The sequence below is a fragment of the Pseudomonas sp. MYb13 genome, assembly GCF_002980075.1.
Lineage (GTDB): Bacteria > Pseudomonadota > Gammaproteobacteria > Pseudomonadales > Pseudomonadaceae > Aquipseudomonas > Aquipseudomonas lurida.
The window spans coordinates 154371-168384 of sequence record NZ_PCQI01000010.1 but is presented as its reverse complement, the minus strand read 5'-3'; the positions used below and the strand labels follow the sequence as shown (position 1 = coordinate 168384).

Annotated in this window: 11 protein-coding genes; 1 reads left to right on the top strand and 10 read right to left on the bottom strand. The window is 64.2% G+C overall.

Annotated features, from left to right (window positions below):
* Positions 1-27: 27 nt before the first annotated feature.
* The 6 genes from CQ002_RS18780 to CQ002_RS18755 form a co-directional block, all read right to left on the bottom strand.
* On the bottom strand, positions 28-1011 hold the full coding sequence (locus CQ002_RS18780; protein ID WP_034104864.1) for a TRAP transporter substrate-binding protein: 984 nt from the start codon (positions 1009-1011) through the stop codon (positions 28-30).
* 236 nt (positions 1012-1247) lie between these two features.
* A complete protein-coding gene (locus tag CQ002_RS18775) occupies positions 1248-2063 on the bottom strand; it encodes a CoA ester lyase (protein ID WP_105162373.1) in 816 nt (271 codons plus the stop codon).
* A 19-nt stretch (positions 2064-2082) separates the two neighbouring features.
* The gene (locus CQ002_RS18770; protein WP_105162374.1) at positions 2083-3276 is read right to left on the bottom strand and encodes a CaiB/BaiF CoA-transferase family protein; all 1194 of its coding nucleotides are present in this window, start codon (positions 3274-3276) and stop codon (positions 2083-2085) included.
* Between the two features lie 9 nt (positions 3277-3285).
* Positions 3286-4635, bottom strand: a complete 1350-nt coding sequence (locus CQ002_RS18765; RefSeq protein ID WP_105162375.1) for an MmgE/PrpD family protein — start codon at positions 4633-4635, stop codon at positions 3286-3288.
* 10 nt (positions 4636-4645) lie between these two features.
* Positions 4646-5809, bottom strand: a complete 1164-nt coding sequence (locus CQ002_RS18760; RefSeq protein ID WP_105162376.1) for an acyl-CoA dehydrogenase family protein — start codon at positions 5807-5809, stop codon at positions 4646-4648.
* 28 nt (positions 5810-5837) lie between these two features.
* Positions 5838-6656 (bottom strand): MaoC family dehydratase N-terminal domain-containing protein, encoded by an 819-nt coding sequence (locus tag CQ002_RS18755; protein ID WP_105162377.1) that lies wholly within the window; start codon positions 6654-6656, stop codon positions 5838-5840.
* A gap of 170 nt (positions 6657-6826) precedes the next feature.
* Here CQ002_RS18755 and CQ002_RS18750 point away from each other — a divergent pair, with 170 nt between their 5' ends.
* The gene (locus CQ002_RS18750) at positions 6827-7726 is read left to right on the top strand and encodes a LysR family transcriptional regulator (RefSeq protein ID WP_034104853.1); all 900 of its coding nucleotides are present in this window, start codon (positions 6827-6829) and stop codon (positions 7724-7726) included.
* Here the strand turns inward: CQ002_RS18750 and CQ002_RS18745 are convergent.
* The 4 genes from CQ002_RS18745 to CQ002_RS18730 are packed head-to-tail and all read right to left on the bottom strand — an operon-like array spanning position 7713 to position 13938.
* On the bottom strand, positions 7713-10589 hold the full coding sequence (locus CQ002_RS18745) for a bpX6 domain-containing protein (protein WP_105162378.1): 2877 nt from the start codon (positions 10587-10589) through the stop codon (positions 7713-7715). The two genes, CQ002_RS18750 and CQ002_RS18745, sit on opposite strands and share 14 nt — an antisense overlap.
* On the bottom strand, positions 10582-12387 hold the full coding sequence (locus CQ002_RS18740) for a hypothetical protein (protein WP_105162379.1): 1806 nt from the start codon (positions 12385-12387) through the stop codon (positions 10582-10584). The genes CQ002_RS18745 and CQ002_RS18740 overlap by 8 nt, the downstream gene beginning before the upstream one ends.
* A complete protein-coding gene (locus CQ002_RS18735) occupies positions 12374-12820 on the bottom strand; it encodes a hypothetical protein (RefSeq protein ID WP_034104846.1) in 447 nt (148 codons plus the stop codon). The genes CQ002_RS18740 and CQ002_RS18735 overlap by 14 nt, the downstream gene beginning before the upstream one ends.
* The gene (locus tag CQ002_RS18730) at positions 12817-13938 is read right to left on the bottom strand and encodes an AAA family ATPase (RefSeq protein ID WP_034104844.1); all 1122 of its coding nucleotides are present in this window, start codon (positions 13936-13938) and stop codon (positions 12817-12819) included. Before CQ002_RS18730 ends, CQ002_RS18735 begins: the two co-directional genes overlap by 4 nt.
* Positions 13939-14014 lie beyond the last annotated feature (76 nt).

Sequence of the window (14014 nt, the reverse complement as noted above, 5' to 3'; positions counted from 1 at the left end):
CTTGCCCGCTCCCACATTGAATCTGCGCTACTGGTTGGACGCGTCCGCCGCCTTGATCAGGTCAGCCCCAATTTCCCCCTCGAACTTCTGCCACACCGGGCGCATGGCTTCGCGCCAGAGCTGGCGTTGCTCCGGCGTCAGTTCGATGATTTCGCTGGTCTTGGCGTCGACGATCTTCTGCTTGGCCGACTGGTTCAGCGCCTCAGCCTGTTTGTTCACTTCGACGGTGACCTCGACCATGATCTGCTCCAGGGTGGTGCGGATATCCGGAGGCAGGCCGTTCCAGAACTTGGCGTTGGTGATCACCATGTAGTCGATCAGGCCATGGTTGGACTCGGTGAAGTACTTCTGCACCTCGTTGACCTTCTGGCTTTCATAGTTCGACCAGGTGTTCTCGGTGCCGTTGACCGTGCCGGTCTGCAGGCCTTGATACACCTCGGCAAAACTCATTTTGCGCGGGTTGGCACGGATCGCCTTGAACTGCTCCTCAAGCACGCTGGAGGCCTGCACGCGGAACTTGAGGCCACGGGCATCCTTGGGTTCATGCAGCGCCTTGTTCGACGAGAGTTGCTTGAGGCCGTTGTGCCAATAGGCCAGCCCGAGGATGTTCTTGTCCTGCATGGAGGTCAGCAGCGCCTTGCCCTGGGCGGCCTGGAAACGGTCGACAGCGGCGAGGTCATTGAACAGGAACGGCAGGTCATAGATCTGCACTTGCTTGGTGTATTGCTCGAACTTGGCCAGGGACGGCGCCAGCATCTGCACGTCGCCCAGCAACAGCGCTTCCATTTCCTTGCCATCACCGAACAACGATGAGTTCGGGTACACCTCGACCTTGACCTTGCCCGGCAGGCGCTCTTCGGCGAGTTTCTTGAACAGCAGCGCACCCTGGCCCTTGGGGGTGTTTTCGGCGACCACGTGGGCGAACTTGATGACAATCGGGTCCGCCGCCTGGGCCAGGCCCGCGGCAAACAAGGTGGCGGCGCACAGCAGCGCCCGGGAAAGCTTGAGCATGGAAAATCACCTTCTTATTGTTGTGTTGTAAGGCAAGGTGCCTGATGTCGCGCGTGTAGTGAATTTCGAATTTTTGATACCTGCGTTCGGCGTGGCCGAACGCGGATCCGCGGGATAACGAAGGCCCATTGTGGGAGCGGGCTTGCCCGCGATGGCGTTCTGTCAGTTGATACAACGGGCAATTGATCCACCGCCATCGCAGCTAAGCCAGCGCCCACAGTTTGATTCGGCTCCCCTCAGACAGAGGCGGCCAGCAGTCTTTGCGCGCGCAGCAACACCGGCGCATCCACCATCTGCCCGTCAATCTGATAGGCCCCTGCCCCATGGGCGCCGGCGTCTACCACGCGCTGGGCCCAGGCCAGGTCCTCGGCGCTTGGCGCCAAGGCCTGGTGAATCACCGCCACCTGCTTGGGATGAATGCACAACGCCCCGGCAAACCCCATTTCATAGGCATGCCGGATCGAACGGCGCAGCCCCTCGGGGTCATCGATGGCCGGGTGCACGCCATCCAGCGGTGCGACCAGGCCAGCGGCGCGGGAATGCACGATCAACGCCAGGCGCGCCTGGTCCAGGGCGAACTGCGCGGCCGGGGAGTTGCTGCTCAGGTTCAGGTCCAGCGCCAGGTCCAGCCCGCCGAACGACAGGCGCTGCACGTGCGGCGCATGGGCGATCTCGGCCACGGCCAACAAACCGCGCGCGCTCTCGATGATCGGCCAGATGACTTTGCCGGTGGCAGCCACCACGGCCACCTGGGCGGCACTCTCAACCTTCGGCAGCAACACCCCCGCGACGTTCGGATGGGCCTTGCAGAACGCCACATCCTCGAAGTGCTCGGCATGCTCCGGCGCATTGATGCGCACCCATACCTGGGCTGCGGTGTTTGCTGTCAAAAACGCGCCAAGATTATCCCGCGCCTGACGCTTGAGCGGCTCTTCCACCGCGTCTTCAAAATCCACGATCACCGCATCGGCGCCACTGGCCAAGGCTTTGGAGAATCGCTCCGGTCGGCTACCGGGCACAAACAACGCCGAACGTACCAATGGCTTTGGCATCTGTTGAATTCCCTTATGGTTAGATAACGCCGCGTGCGCGCAGGCCGCCGATGGCGTCTGGCGAATAACCGAGCCTGTCGAGAATGGCCTCGCTGTGTTGTCCCAACCCGGGAACCCCGTCCATGCGCGGGGTGAACGCGGCATTACGCGCCGGTGGCAGCAGTGAAGGCAGCGGCCCCGCCGGGCTATCGACCTCGCGCCAGCTGTCACGCGCCTTGAGTTGCGGGTGGTCCCAAACGCCTTGCATATCGTTCACGCGCGCACTGGCAATCTGCGCGTCTTCCAGGCGCTGAATCACCGCCTCGGTAGCCAGTTGCGCAAAACTATCGACGATGATCTGGCGCAGGGCGTCGCGGTTGGCAGAGCGCTTGAAATTGGCGCTGAAACGCTCGTCCATCGCCAACGTCGGCGTGAGCAGCACCTTGTCGCAGAACGCCGCCCACTCACGCTCGTTCTGCAAGCCCAGCATCACCGTGCCGCCATCGCCGGTGGGAAACGGCCCATAGGGATAGATCGTCGAATGCGCGGCCCCGGCCCGCGGTGGCTGGGGGGCGCCGTCGAACGCGTAATACATCGGGTAGCCCATCCACTCCACCAGGCTTTCCAGCATGCTCACGTCGATGCGGCTGCCCTTGCCTGTCTTGCCGCGCAACAGCAGCGCCGAAAGGATGCCGCTGTAGGCGTACATGCCCGCCGAGATGTCGGCGATGGAACAGCCGGCCTTGGCCATCTGGTTATCACCGGGGCCGCCGGTTACCGACAGGAAGCCACCTTCACTCTGGATCAGCAGGTCGTAGGCCTTCTTTTTTTCGTACGGCCCGCCTTCGCCATAGCCGGAAATGTCACAGACAATCAGTCGCGGGAAGCGCTCATGCAGCGCCTCGAACGACAGGCCCATGCGCGCCGCCGCACCAGGGGCCAGGTTCTGCACCAGCACATCGGCGTCGGCCAGCAGGGTGCCGAGGATATCGCCCGCTTCATCCTGCTTGAGGTCCAGGGTCAGGCTTTCCTTGGAACGGTTGGTCCACACGAAATGCGACGCCAGGCCGCGCACGCGCTCGTCGTAGCCACGGGCAAAGTCGCCGGCACCCGGACGTTCGACCTTGATCACGCGGGCGCCGAGGTCCGCCAATTGACGGGTGCAGAATGGCGCGGCAATCGCGTGTTCCAGGCTGACAACGGTGATGCCGTCCAGCGGTCTTGGGTTAGTCATGACGGTTCCTCAAAGCCAGTGGGCCATGGATGTGGCGCTGCGCAAGCCCCAGACGCGCTTGATCAGTGCGTCGGCCTGGGCCGAGGTGCGAGCACCGCTGAACCGGCTGAGCCGGTGGAATTTATCCGCCAGCTCTTCACGGTTCAGGGTGTTGCCTGGATCGCCCTTGGGTTCGTCGATGGCGCCGTGCAGCGTGCGGCCGTCAACAGTGGTGACGGTGACGCGTCCGAGCCAGCGTTGCGGGTAGGCGCCGTCGACCTCGGGGTCGAGGGTCATGCTGACCTTGTCGCGAAACGTCGACACCGCAGGATCGGTCAGTGCCAACGCCTGGAACTCGGTGAGCCCGGCCTTGCCATGCACGGCGATCAGGCCCAGCACGGTGCCCATGGAGAACTTGGCCTGGTGCACGCTGGTCGGCACCTTGACCCGGCCCAGCACATCGATGGCGCCCTGGTGCACCTGCGTTTCCACATGGCTGATGTCGGCGGCAGCGAGGCGTTCGCGCTGCATCAGGTCCAACAGCGCATCGGCGGCAGGATGGGTGTGCCGGCACGAAGCGTGGAACTTGAACGACGTTTCCAACAACGCCCAGCGGCTGCCGAGGCCGGCGGACAACCTGGCAGGCTCGGCATCACTGGACATGCCCGCTGCCAGGCCCTGGTCGCCTTCGAGGATATTGCGCGCGCCGGTCAGCCCATCTGCTGTCAGGTAAGCGGCGAGCAAGCCGTCCGCCGCAGCCTTGGCCGTGTGCAGTTGCTTGGAGTCGGCGGCATCGCGCAGGAACTCCCAGAGCCCGGCAGCCTGGGTGCCGGCGCTGCCGAGCAGGTTGATGAACTGTTCTTCGTTGAAATCCAGCAATTTGCCCACGGCGACGGCGGCCGCGAGCGTGCCGACCGTGGCCGTAGTGTGAAAAATGCGGTAGTGGGAGCGGCCCATGAATTCGCCGATACGGATACCGGCCTCATAACCGGCCACCGAGGCCAACAGCAATTGGCGGCCGGATTTACCCAGGTCCTGGGCGGCGGCCAGCGCTGCCGGGAACACCACCGTCGCCGGGTGCAACACCGAACTGTTGTGCAGGTCATCCTGCTCCACCAGGTGCGACGATGCCCCATTGACCAGCGCGGCAAAATACGCGCTGGTGCTGGCGCCATTGACGATCACCTGCGCCGGCCCGGTGCTTGGGCCCATCTTCTGTGCATAGCGCTCGAACAACGGGATCGGGTGCGCGCCTTGGCTCGCCAGCGCCGAGGCGAGCCAATCCAGGTACAGGTCTTCGGTGCGCGCCAGCACGTCTTCAGGCAGTTGTGCGTCGTTCAACTCGGCAAGGAACCGACACAAGGCTTGGGTATGGCTCATGGTCAGGCCCTCAGAAACTGCGTGGCAGTTCGAGCAAATGCTCGGCCACGTAGGACAGGATCAGGTTGGTGGAAATCGGCGCCACCTGGTACAGGCGAGTCTCGCGGAACTTGCGCTCCACGTCGTATTCGCAGGCAAAACCGAAGCCGCCGTGGGTTTGCAGGCAGGCGTTGGCGGCTTCCCAGGAGGCCTTGGCCGCGAGGTACTTGGCCATGTTGGCGCTGGCGCCGGCATTGGCACCGCTGTCGTACTCCTCGCAGGCACGCCAGCGCATCAGGTCCGCCGCTTCGATCTCGATATGCGCTTCGGCAATCGGAAACTGCACGCCCTGGTTCTGCCCGATGGGGCGGCCAAACACCACGCGGTCGCGGGCGTAGGCGCTGGCCTTTTCGATGAACCAGCGGCCGTCACCGATGCATTCGGCGGCAATCAGCGTGCGTTCGGCGTTGAGGCCATCGAGGATATATTTGAAGCCCTTGCCCTCCTCGCCAATCAGGCTGTCCAGCGGCAACTCCAGGTTGTCGAAGAACAGTTCGTTGGTCTCGTGGTTGACCATGTTGGCGATGGGTTGCACGGTCAGGCCGTTGCCGATGGCTGCGCGCAGGTCTACCAGGAAGATCGACATGCCTTCGGACTTTTTCTTTACCTCGGCCAGCGGTGTAGTGCGCGCCAGCAGGATCATCAGGTCGGAATGCTGCACCCGCGAGATCCAGACTTTCTGGCCATTGATCATGTATTTATCGCCACGCTTGATCGCGGTGGTCTTGATCTTGGTGGTGTCGGTGCCGGTGGTGGGTTCAGTGACGCCCATCGACTGCAGGCGCAATTCGCCGCTGGCGAGCTTGGGCAGGTAGAAGCGTTTCTGCGCTTCGCTGCCGTGGCGCAGCAAGGTGAACATGTTGTACATCTGGCCGTGCACAGTGCCGGAGTTGCCGCCGCAGCGGTTCACTTCCTCGAGAATCACCGAGGCCTCGGCCAGGCCCAGGCCAGAGCCGCCATATTCTTCGGGGATCATCGCCGACAGCCAGCCGGCGTCGGTCAGCGCCTTGACGAAGGCTTCGGGGAAGCCTTTCTCTTCATCGATCTTGCGCCAGTAGGCCGCATCGAATTCGGCACACAAGGCGCGCACGCCTTCGCGGATCGCATTGAGTTCTTCATTGTCATTCGGGTTCATCAACGGCTCTCCGCCTGTTGTTATTGGATTATTCGAAATGCACGCTGGCTTGCTGCGCCAGGCCGTCGGCGTTTCCGGCCCACAGCTGTGCCACGCCTGCTGCGGCTACGCACCCGCCGACCTCAAAGGGTTGCGGCGCAATCAACGGCCGCACGCCGCGATAGGCAAAACGGCGCAAGGTGGCGCCGGGATGGGCACGGCAAAACGCGCGCAGGCTCATGGTGGCGATCAACGGCCCGTGCACCACCAGCCCCGAGTAGCCTTCGGTGCCGGTCACATAGGGGTAGTCGTAGTGAATGCGGTGACCGTTGAAGGTCACGGCGCTGTAGCGAAACAGCAGGGTTGGCGTGGGGTCGATTGCCTCGGACCACTCGCCCTCGGCCAGGGCTTCACCGCTGCCGGGTTTAGGCGGCGTGGGCTCGCGGTAGACGATGTCCTGTTCCTCGCGGATCGCCAGGCGGCCGTCCTGGGAGTAGTCGTGGCGCACGGTGACAAACAGCAGCGAGCCGGTGCGCCCGGTCTTTTCTTCCACGTGGGTGATGGTCGACACCCGGGTCGCCGCCTCACCGGCACGCAGTGCCTGCAGGAATTCGATACGCCCGCCAGCCCACATGCGATTGCGATTGTCGGCCGGCGGCAGGAACCCGCCACGGGCCGGGTGGCCGTCAGTACCCAGCGCGGTTTCCGGCAGCGGGTCCTGGAAGAAACACCACTGCCACAGCGGCGGTATGTCCGCGCCATCCTCGGGCACTGGCTCGCCGAACGTGGCAGCAATGCGTTTGAGCAGGTTATGGCTGAGGTGGTCGTGGGCGGTTTCGCTTCGGCCGATCCAATCGGGGGCGCTCATCGGGTGCGGGTCCTCGGGCAGTGAGTGTCTGACCCGGATCATGCAAGCGCGCACCCGTTCTGAGAATTTGCATTTCAATAAACCAGCGTTCGGTTATGCTGAACGCCACGCTTGAGTACAACGACATTTCCCACATTGGCCATTCACTGCTGCCAAAATAGGTGTCTTGCATGCACTTCGACCTGGCTGACCTGCGCCTGTTTATCCATATCGCCGAATCCCCCAGCCTGACCCAGGGTGCCAAGCGCGCGTTCCTCTCGCCAGCCGCCGCCAGTGCGCGGATCAAGGCCCTCGAAGGCCAGCTCGACACCCGCCTGCTCTACCGCGACAGCCGTGGGGTGGAGATCACCCCGGCCGGTGAGCGCTTGCTGCACCATGCGCGGCTGATCATGCGCCAGGTGGACTATCTCAAGAGCGAGTTCACCCAGTACGGCGTGGATTCGGCCGGGCATATCCGCATCTTCGCCAATACCACGGCGGTCACCGAATTCTTGCCAGAGGTGCTGGCGGGCTTTCTGTCGCAGCGGCCCGGCGTGACCGTCGACCTGCAGGAACGCCTGTCCCGCGACATCGTGCGCGGCGTGCTCGATGGCACCAGCGACATGGGCATTATCGCCGGTCCCGTGGAGGCGGCGGGTTTGCAGGTGCTGCACTTCAGTACGGATGAATTGGTGCTGATGGTGCCGGTCGGTCACCCGCTGGCAGAGCAATCGTCGGTCACCCTGGAACAGACCCTCGCCTACCAGCATATCGGCCTGCATGAAGGCAGCACCCTGCTGAGTTTCTTGCGCGAACACGTGGAGCGACTGGGCAAGCACTTGTCCCTGCGCATCCAGGTGTCGAGCTTCGAGGCGATCTGCCGGATGGTCGAAGCCGGCGTGGGCATTGGCATCATTCCCGAGTCGGCCGCCGTACGCCACAGCCGGACCATGCAATTGGTGGCGGTGAAACTCGATGAACCTTGGGCGATTCGCGAACGCAGCATCCTGGTGAGGGAGCTGGAGGCCTTGCCCGGCACCATTCGTGCGTTGATCGCCACGTTGATGCCGGACTCGGTCAGTGCAGGCTGAGGTTGTGCTGGCGAGCGCCGTGCACCGTGATGTGGCTCAAGCGCCCCTGGTCATCGAATAGCAGCCAGCCATCCCCGGTACGACGGATGTTCACCTCGTGGCGTGGCCAATGCAGTACGGCGCACACGTGGTCACTGCCGCGATGGATAAAGTGCCAACGGGTGTCGCGTTCGCTGGCGATGTAGCCAAACACCAGCCACTCACCGTCGAGGGCGATGCGCACCGGGTCGCCATCGAAGCTTCCTTCATCGCATTCCGTCAGGCGATAACCCTTGCGGTTACCGTCGACATCCAGGATCAACACCGGCTCTTCGTCGTCGCTGTACCTGATCAGGTACTCGACGGTTTGGTCGAGTACACAGAACAGCGCGTTGCTCTCCTGCGACTGCGTCGACGCCGGCTCGCGCCCCGCCAACCGGCGCTCAGGCAAGCGGTAGTGCCAGCGCTCAACACCTTCACGCGGGTGATAGAGCCACAGGAACTCGCTGTGTTGATTAACTTTGAGGGCGTGAACCGAGCCGGGCAAGTCGCTCACGTGCCACAAGGTTTCAAAGCCACGATCTACGTCCACCACACGCAGTTGCCGGCCTTGGCCGATGGTCCAGGTGCTGCCGTCAAACTGGTCGGCGAACACATCCAGCACCAGCACGCCCAGGTCGATGGCGGCGCGGTTGACCAAGTCCAACTTGCTGATACGCCACACGCTGTTGCGCCGGGTCAGTACCAGCGCCATCTGCCGGCCGTGGGCCAGGACAATCCGCTCGGCCGGCACGGCGAAATGGAACAGTGGCTTGCCGCTGCCATCCGCCACCACCGCTCCGGCCTCGCCCAATGCCACCAGGTAACGCTCGTCATCCAGCGACACCGCATCGTAGAGCGGTCGGCTGCCCAGGGTCGGCGCGTCCCATTGCAACGCCTCGCCCACACGCACCAGCGAGCGGATGGCGGGACGCTTGAGCGCCTGGCCGGGCAAGTCCGCCTGCAATAATTTATCGCGGCTCATCTTCACCAACGATTGCAGTTGATTGAAGTTCAGCCCCCCGCGCCCACTGAGCTGGTCGGCAATCACCGCATGCACGGTTGCCCCCGCGAGCCAGGCCAGGGCAACCGTGTCGGACTTGTGCGCCAACAACGCATGCGCCAGGGCATCGCGCTCGGCGCAACGGGCGGGATCGTCACGCAACTGTTCGATCCATGGCCCATAAGCCTCCATGGTATGCGGCAGCAAAATCGCGCGCTTGACCAAGGCGCCAATCGCCAGGCGTCCACCGGCCGCTTCGGCATCGAGCAGCCATTGAGCGGCACGCGGGCGCTCTTGCGGCAAGCTCCACACCACCTCGACGGCCTGCAGCCACAGGCCCTTGGCGATCAGTGATTCGGCCCACTCCAGGCGCAAACGGTCGGCGAGCTGCGGCTGCCTGGCCTGGAGTAACACCACCGCATCGGCAAACGCATCATCACGACGCGCCACCAGCAACGCACGCTGCCAGTTTTCGGCCAGGCACAGCAGGCGCACGATCACCGCCGACGGCATGTCCCAGGCCAGGGCCAGGTCCGCCGCCTGTTGGTAGCGCGCGTGCTTCTCCAGGTAGTCGAGGGCTTCGCGGCGTTCCTCGAGCAGTTCGGCCAGTACAAATACGGCTTCCTCGACACGGTTTTCGCGGGCCAGGCGCTCATAGGAGCGGCGATAGACCTGGCGCAGGTGTTCGGTAAGGCCCTCTTCGAACCGGTAGGTACGGCTGGGCCCGCGTTGCTGGCTGAGGGTCAGGTCCTGGCGCCGCTGCGGCGTCCCAAAGTTCTGCCCGGCATCCGGTTGCTGGCCGCCCAAGGGGATGGCATGGCGCAGGGCCTCAGCAAAATCACCGCTCTCGAACATCTCCAGCATGCGCTGCATATAGGCCGCCTGGCGTTTGCCGTACAACCGGGAGAGTTTGGAATGCTCGGTCAGGCGGGTCAGCCAACGACGCCAGGCAGCCGGTTTGTGACGACCCGGCTGGGCCCGCTCAGGGATGCCTGGGTTGGTCGGCGCTTGCGGTACTGCGTTGGCAGGCCGCCCACCCCGGCGCAGGTATTTGTTCAGCGCCGCCAGCAAGGCGGTGAACACGACGGCGCTGACCAGCATGCCCAGGATCACGCCGCTGATGTCTTCGGTGGTCGCGGCGGAAACCGGTGTCAACGATTTGGATTGGCCCTGGGTGGCCATCCAGATCAACCCTGCCACCAGGGCCACGGTGACGCCCAGTTTCAACGCCGGGTATTGTGCGGGTTCCTCGGTGACCCAAGGGCTCGCGGTATTGGAAGGCGTTACTGGCGGTGCGGGGTGTTGACGCTCCAGCAAGGCCCGGATCACCCCCTCTTGCTCAGGGCTGACCGGCGCCAAGCCGCCCAGGATCTCGCGGACATCGGTGATGACCGGTTCAGGCAGAGCCTGCGCGAGGGGCGCATGACAATCGAAAGTATCGAGCAAGGTGTAGGCGCGGGTATCCAGCCACAGGCCGGGTTCGAGCACCTCGGCGTCTCGCACCTGCAAAGCGTGCACCTGGCCGCCGCGTATCAGCCACAGGTCGGCGGTTGGCAACGCGCGCAGTTCCTCGCTGGCCAGGCGTGCCGAACACAGGCCACGGCCCTGACGGACCAACGGCCAGCCCGCAAGCGCCTGGCAATCCACCGCGACAGGCGCGCTGAATTGCAGTAGATCGCCGTCGCCAAAACGGTAGGCAGCGGCCCCCCTGCGCCAGTACGCCAGGATCAGGCGAACCCGCTCCTGCGCCACGAAACGCTCGGCGGGCAACCACAGCCCGTCAATGGTCTGGTGCCCGGTCAATAACGGTCGGCGGATCAATAGGGGTTCGTGTTCACGCATGGGCAGGCTCTTGTTTCAGGTCGCACATCAGTTGCAAACGCATGGCGCGCTCGGACACGTTGAACACCAGTAATTCCCGCGCGGATGTCAGCACCGCCACCAGGCCGCTCATGGGGCAGAAACTTGCACGGGCAATCGGTGCCGTGGTGGTGAACAGCGTCTGCTGCTGGCCTTCGGTGTACAGGCCAATGGTGTGCTGGTCGGGCCCCAGCAGTACCAGTGAATAGCGCTCCTGCGCGCCCACCTGGTGATGCAGGCCGATGGCTTTCCAGCCGGAAGCCAGGTCGATCTGCGCCTTCTTGGCGGGGAAGCTGTCATGGGTCACCAGGCGCCAACTCTGCTGGCTGCCCTGGTGAGTAAGCAGTGCGCACCCCCCAAAGGCGTACTTCCAATGGGCGGTGCTGGCGAACAGCACCTGGCTGACCCCGACAGCCGCACCGACGGCGTAGCCGGAGGTCTTCTCGCCATCGGCCCAGGCCGAATAAGCCACCACTTGCCCGCCCTCACTGCGGGCGTACACCAGTGTCAGGGCATCCACCTGCGCCAGCCCCACGACATTTTTCTTCACCACGAAGTTTTCACCCCTGGGCGTGCCACCGGGACGTTGCCAGTAGCCGAGGCGGCCTTTCGTGTCCAGCAAATACAGGCGTTCGGACCGTTGGCCGCGCAGCCACACCGCAGGCAGAAAAGTCGCGGTGCCGGGAGGCAGGTGCATCTCTTCGCGCGTGGGCTTATTGGCGCAAACAAGGCTGGGAATGTTCCAGAAGTGCAGGACGTGGTGATCACCGAGCACCGCGCCGAGGCTGCGATAGTTGAATGTGGCGGCGAGCACGTGCTGGTCCTTGCCCCACAGTCGGCGTCGCACCTCGAGGGCTTTTTTCTGGTTCTTGTGGGGCAGCTTGATCACCACCATGCCGTGTTCGTCGAGCATGCGCAGCGCGACATAATTGCCTGAGCCGGAGATGACCGGTGGCAGGGTCAATGCAACCCGAGCCACTCGCCCGGCAGCGGTCGGTGCGGGCGCGTGCACCGCGTCATCGAACTGGCCCTTGAGCAAGCGCACCGCTTGCTGTTCGTCCGGCAGCGGCAGCGACACGCGCCGCGCCTGCCCCGCCTGAAGGTCGAACCACAGGCTGCGCCCGTCCAGGTTGCGCGTAATCTGCACGCGATGGGTACAGTCCTTGGCATCGGTATGGGGCAGCCGCTGGCCAACGACCCAGCACTCACCCGCAGCCTGGTCGGCGAGCGATTCCCGCCATGCCAGCCAATGGTTGTCGCTCACGACCTCATAGGTACGCGCCTCGAGCAGGCGCTTGAGCTGTGCCGCTGAATCAAGCTCATGCAACACCGGCGCGCCTTGCAAAATGCCCCAGCGCAAGTGTGCACCCGCCTCCTCGGCACGCCGCGCCAACAACATCAACAGGGCCAGGTGCACCAGGCGCGCGGCCCCCAATTGCAAAGGGCCCGCATCGAACAGCACCACAAGCAGGCGGTTCGCTTCACGCGCACGGTACTGCGGGGCAAGGAACATATGCTCACCGTCGACCGCGCGACGCAGAAACTCGTCGGGCACTTCATCGGCCAGCAGCCATTCACTGGACAGCAACCGCTCATAGGGGCCGCGTCGGTGCAAGTCGCCCAGGCCGTCAGGCTCCGGCACACCGCCTTGGTGCACGCCACGCAACGGTCCCAGCAGCGGGTTGAGACGGCCCAGCAAGTCGGCGAACAGGGGCAGGTGCTGCGGGGCAAACCACTCCAGCCATTGCCGCCAGGGTTGCAGCGACTCAGGCAGTTGCATGGGTGGCTCCCCAATACGCGGCGATACGCTGCAGATGCGCTGGCGAAACCGCCAGCAAACGGTCCAGCGGAATCACGGCCTGTGGGGTACGCCACACCAGCAAGGGCGCACGCTTGAAGCGCGCCGACATGGCATGGCCGAGCAAGTCCTCTGGCACATCCGGTTCCCAACTAGTCGGCAACCAGAGCCCTGGGGCGCTGGCGCTGGGGGCTGCGTACGCCACGCCATCGACCCACGGCAGATCAGCCGTCACACCGGTGACCACCAGCACATCACCATTGGCAGTGGCTTGCAGCCGTGCCGCATGGTCGGCCGCAAGCAACGTAAGGCGGGCGTGCAGACGCCGCGCAGCATCGCCCCAGGCGACCGCGGCTTGAGCCTGGGCGGGCACCTGCCGCGAACGCCAGGCCCAGGGTTGGCTCGGCGTGCTCATTCGGCGGGTGTCAGCAGACGGGTGAGTTGCCCCCGCGCCTGCTGCAACGGCTCGGGCATGGTCTGGCTGTTGAAATTGGCATCGATCTCGCGCAACAGACCTTCGAGTGCGGTACTGGTCGGCGGCTCGGTGCGGGCCAGGTAGTCTTCGGCGGTTTCCAGCAAGCGGTTCAAGCGTGACATCGGTTGCAGCGTGGCCTCTTCCACCGCGCTGAACAGGTGGCTGTTGCTGGAGGCGGCAAACAGATCGCGCAACACTTCACGGCCGTGTTGCTGGGTGGCCTGGGTCGGCAACACATACAGCAGCGGCCACACGTCGGCGTCACTGGCTTGCAGCCGGCCACTGAGCAATGCGGCGGCGGCAATCAGGCGCTGGGATTTGACGATGCGTCGGTCCGACAATTGGATGCCGGCTTCACGCAGGCGGCGAATCGCCTGGGCCAGGGTTGGGCGCACCGCACTCAGGTCGACGTGTTTCAGGGCCTGGCCGAGGGTGTCCAGTTGCGCAAGGCCGAGCAACTGTTGCACCGGGCGCTGTTCCGACTGCCAGCCGCCGGCCAGCATGGCCTCCAACTGATTGTCCGGCACCGACTCGACAAACAGGTGCAACAGGAACCGGTCGCCGAACGCCGCCAGTGCTTCATCGTCCGGCAGGCCGTTGGCCGCGCCCACGCACACACGCAGCGGGCATTGCACCTGGGTATGGCCACGGCGGAAACGGCGCTCGTTGAGGACGCCCAGCAAGGTGTTGAGGATCGCGGTGGAACCCAGGAACACTTCGTCGAGAAACACGATATCGGCTTCCGGCAGCATGCCACTGACATCAGTTTCCACCGTGCCTTCGCGCAGCTTTTTCAGGTCTACCGCGCCAAACAGTTCGGAGGGCTCGGTGAAACGTCCGAGCAGGTATTCAAAGTAGCGCCCCCCCATGGACTGCGCGACACGCCGTACCACCGCGCTTTTAGCGGTGCCGGGTGGCCCGATCACCAGGATGTGCTCCTGGGCCACGGCCGCCAGTACGATCAATTCGGCGAGTTGCTCGCGCCCCACCAAGCCTTCGGTAGCGGCACGCACAGCATGACGGATGTGCGCGGCAGCGCCCTGCAACTGAGCAATCATGGGTGTCTTCCCTGAAACCAAAGCGGAGAATCTTGCCTGAGGCTAAGGTATTAGCAAAGCGTTGTTACATACTCAC

What these genes read in the sequence shown, in the direction of transcription:
- CQ002_RS18745 (WP_105162378.1), bottom strand. Translation starts at nt 10,589, where the DNA reads ATGCGTGAACACGAACCCCTATTGATCCGCCGACCGTTATTGACCGGG.
- CQ002_RS18735 (WP_034104846.1), bottom strand. Translation starts at nt 12,820, where the DNA reads ATGAGCACGCCGAGCCAACCCTGGGCCTGGCGTTCGCGGCAGGTGCCC.
- CQ002_RS18765 (WP_105162375.1), bottom strand. Translation starts at nt 4,635, where the DNA reads ATGAGCCATACCCAAGCCTTGTGTCGGTTCCTTGCCGAGTTGAACGAC.
- CQ002_RS18775 (WP_105162373.1), bottom strand. Translation starts at nt 2,063, where the DNA reads ATGCCAAAGCCATTGGTACGTTCGGCGTTGTTTGTGCCCGGTAGCCGA.
- CQ002_RS18740 (WP_105162379.1), bottom strand. Translation starts at nt 12,387, where the DNA reads ATGCAACTGCCTGAGTCGCTGCAACCCTGGCGGCAATGGCTGGAGTGG.
- CQ002_RS18780 (WP_034104864.1), bottom strand. Translation starts at nt 1,011, where the DNA reads ATGCTCAAGCTTTCCCGGGCGCTGCTGTGCGCCGCCACCTTGTTTGCC.
- CQ002_RS18755 (WP_105162377.1), bottom strand. Translation starts at nt 6,656, where the DNA reads ATGAGCGCCCCCGATTGGATCGGCCGAAGCGAAACCGCCCACGACCAC.
- CQ002_RS18750 (WP_034104853.1), top strand. Translation starts at nt 6,827, where the DNA reads ATGCACTTCGACCTGGCTGACCTGCGCCTGTTTATCCATATCGCCGAA.
- CQ002_RS18760 (WP_105162376.1), bottom strand. Translation starts at nt 5,809, where the DNA reads ATGAACCCGAATGACAATGAAGAACTCAATGCGATCCGCGAAGGCGTG.
- CQ002_RS18730 (WP_034104844.1), bottom strand. Translation starts at nt 13,938, where the DNA reads ATGATTGCTCAGTTGCAGGGCGCTGCCGCGCACATCCGTCATGCTGTG.
- CQ002_RS18770 (WP_105162374.1), bottom strand. Translation starts at nt 3,276, where the DNA reads ATGACTAACCCAAGACCGCTGGACGGCATCACCGTTGTCAGCCTGGAA.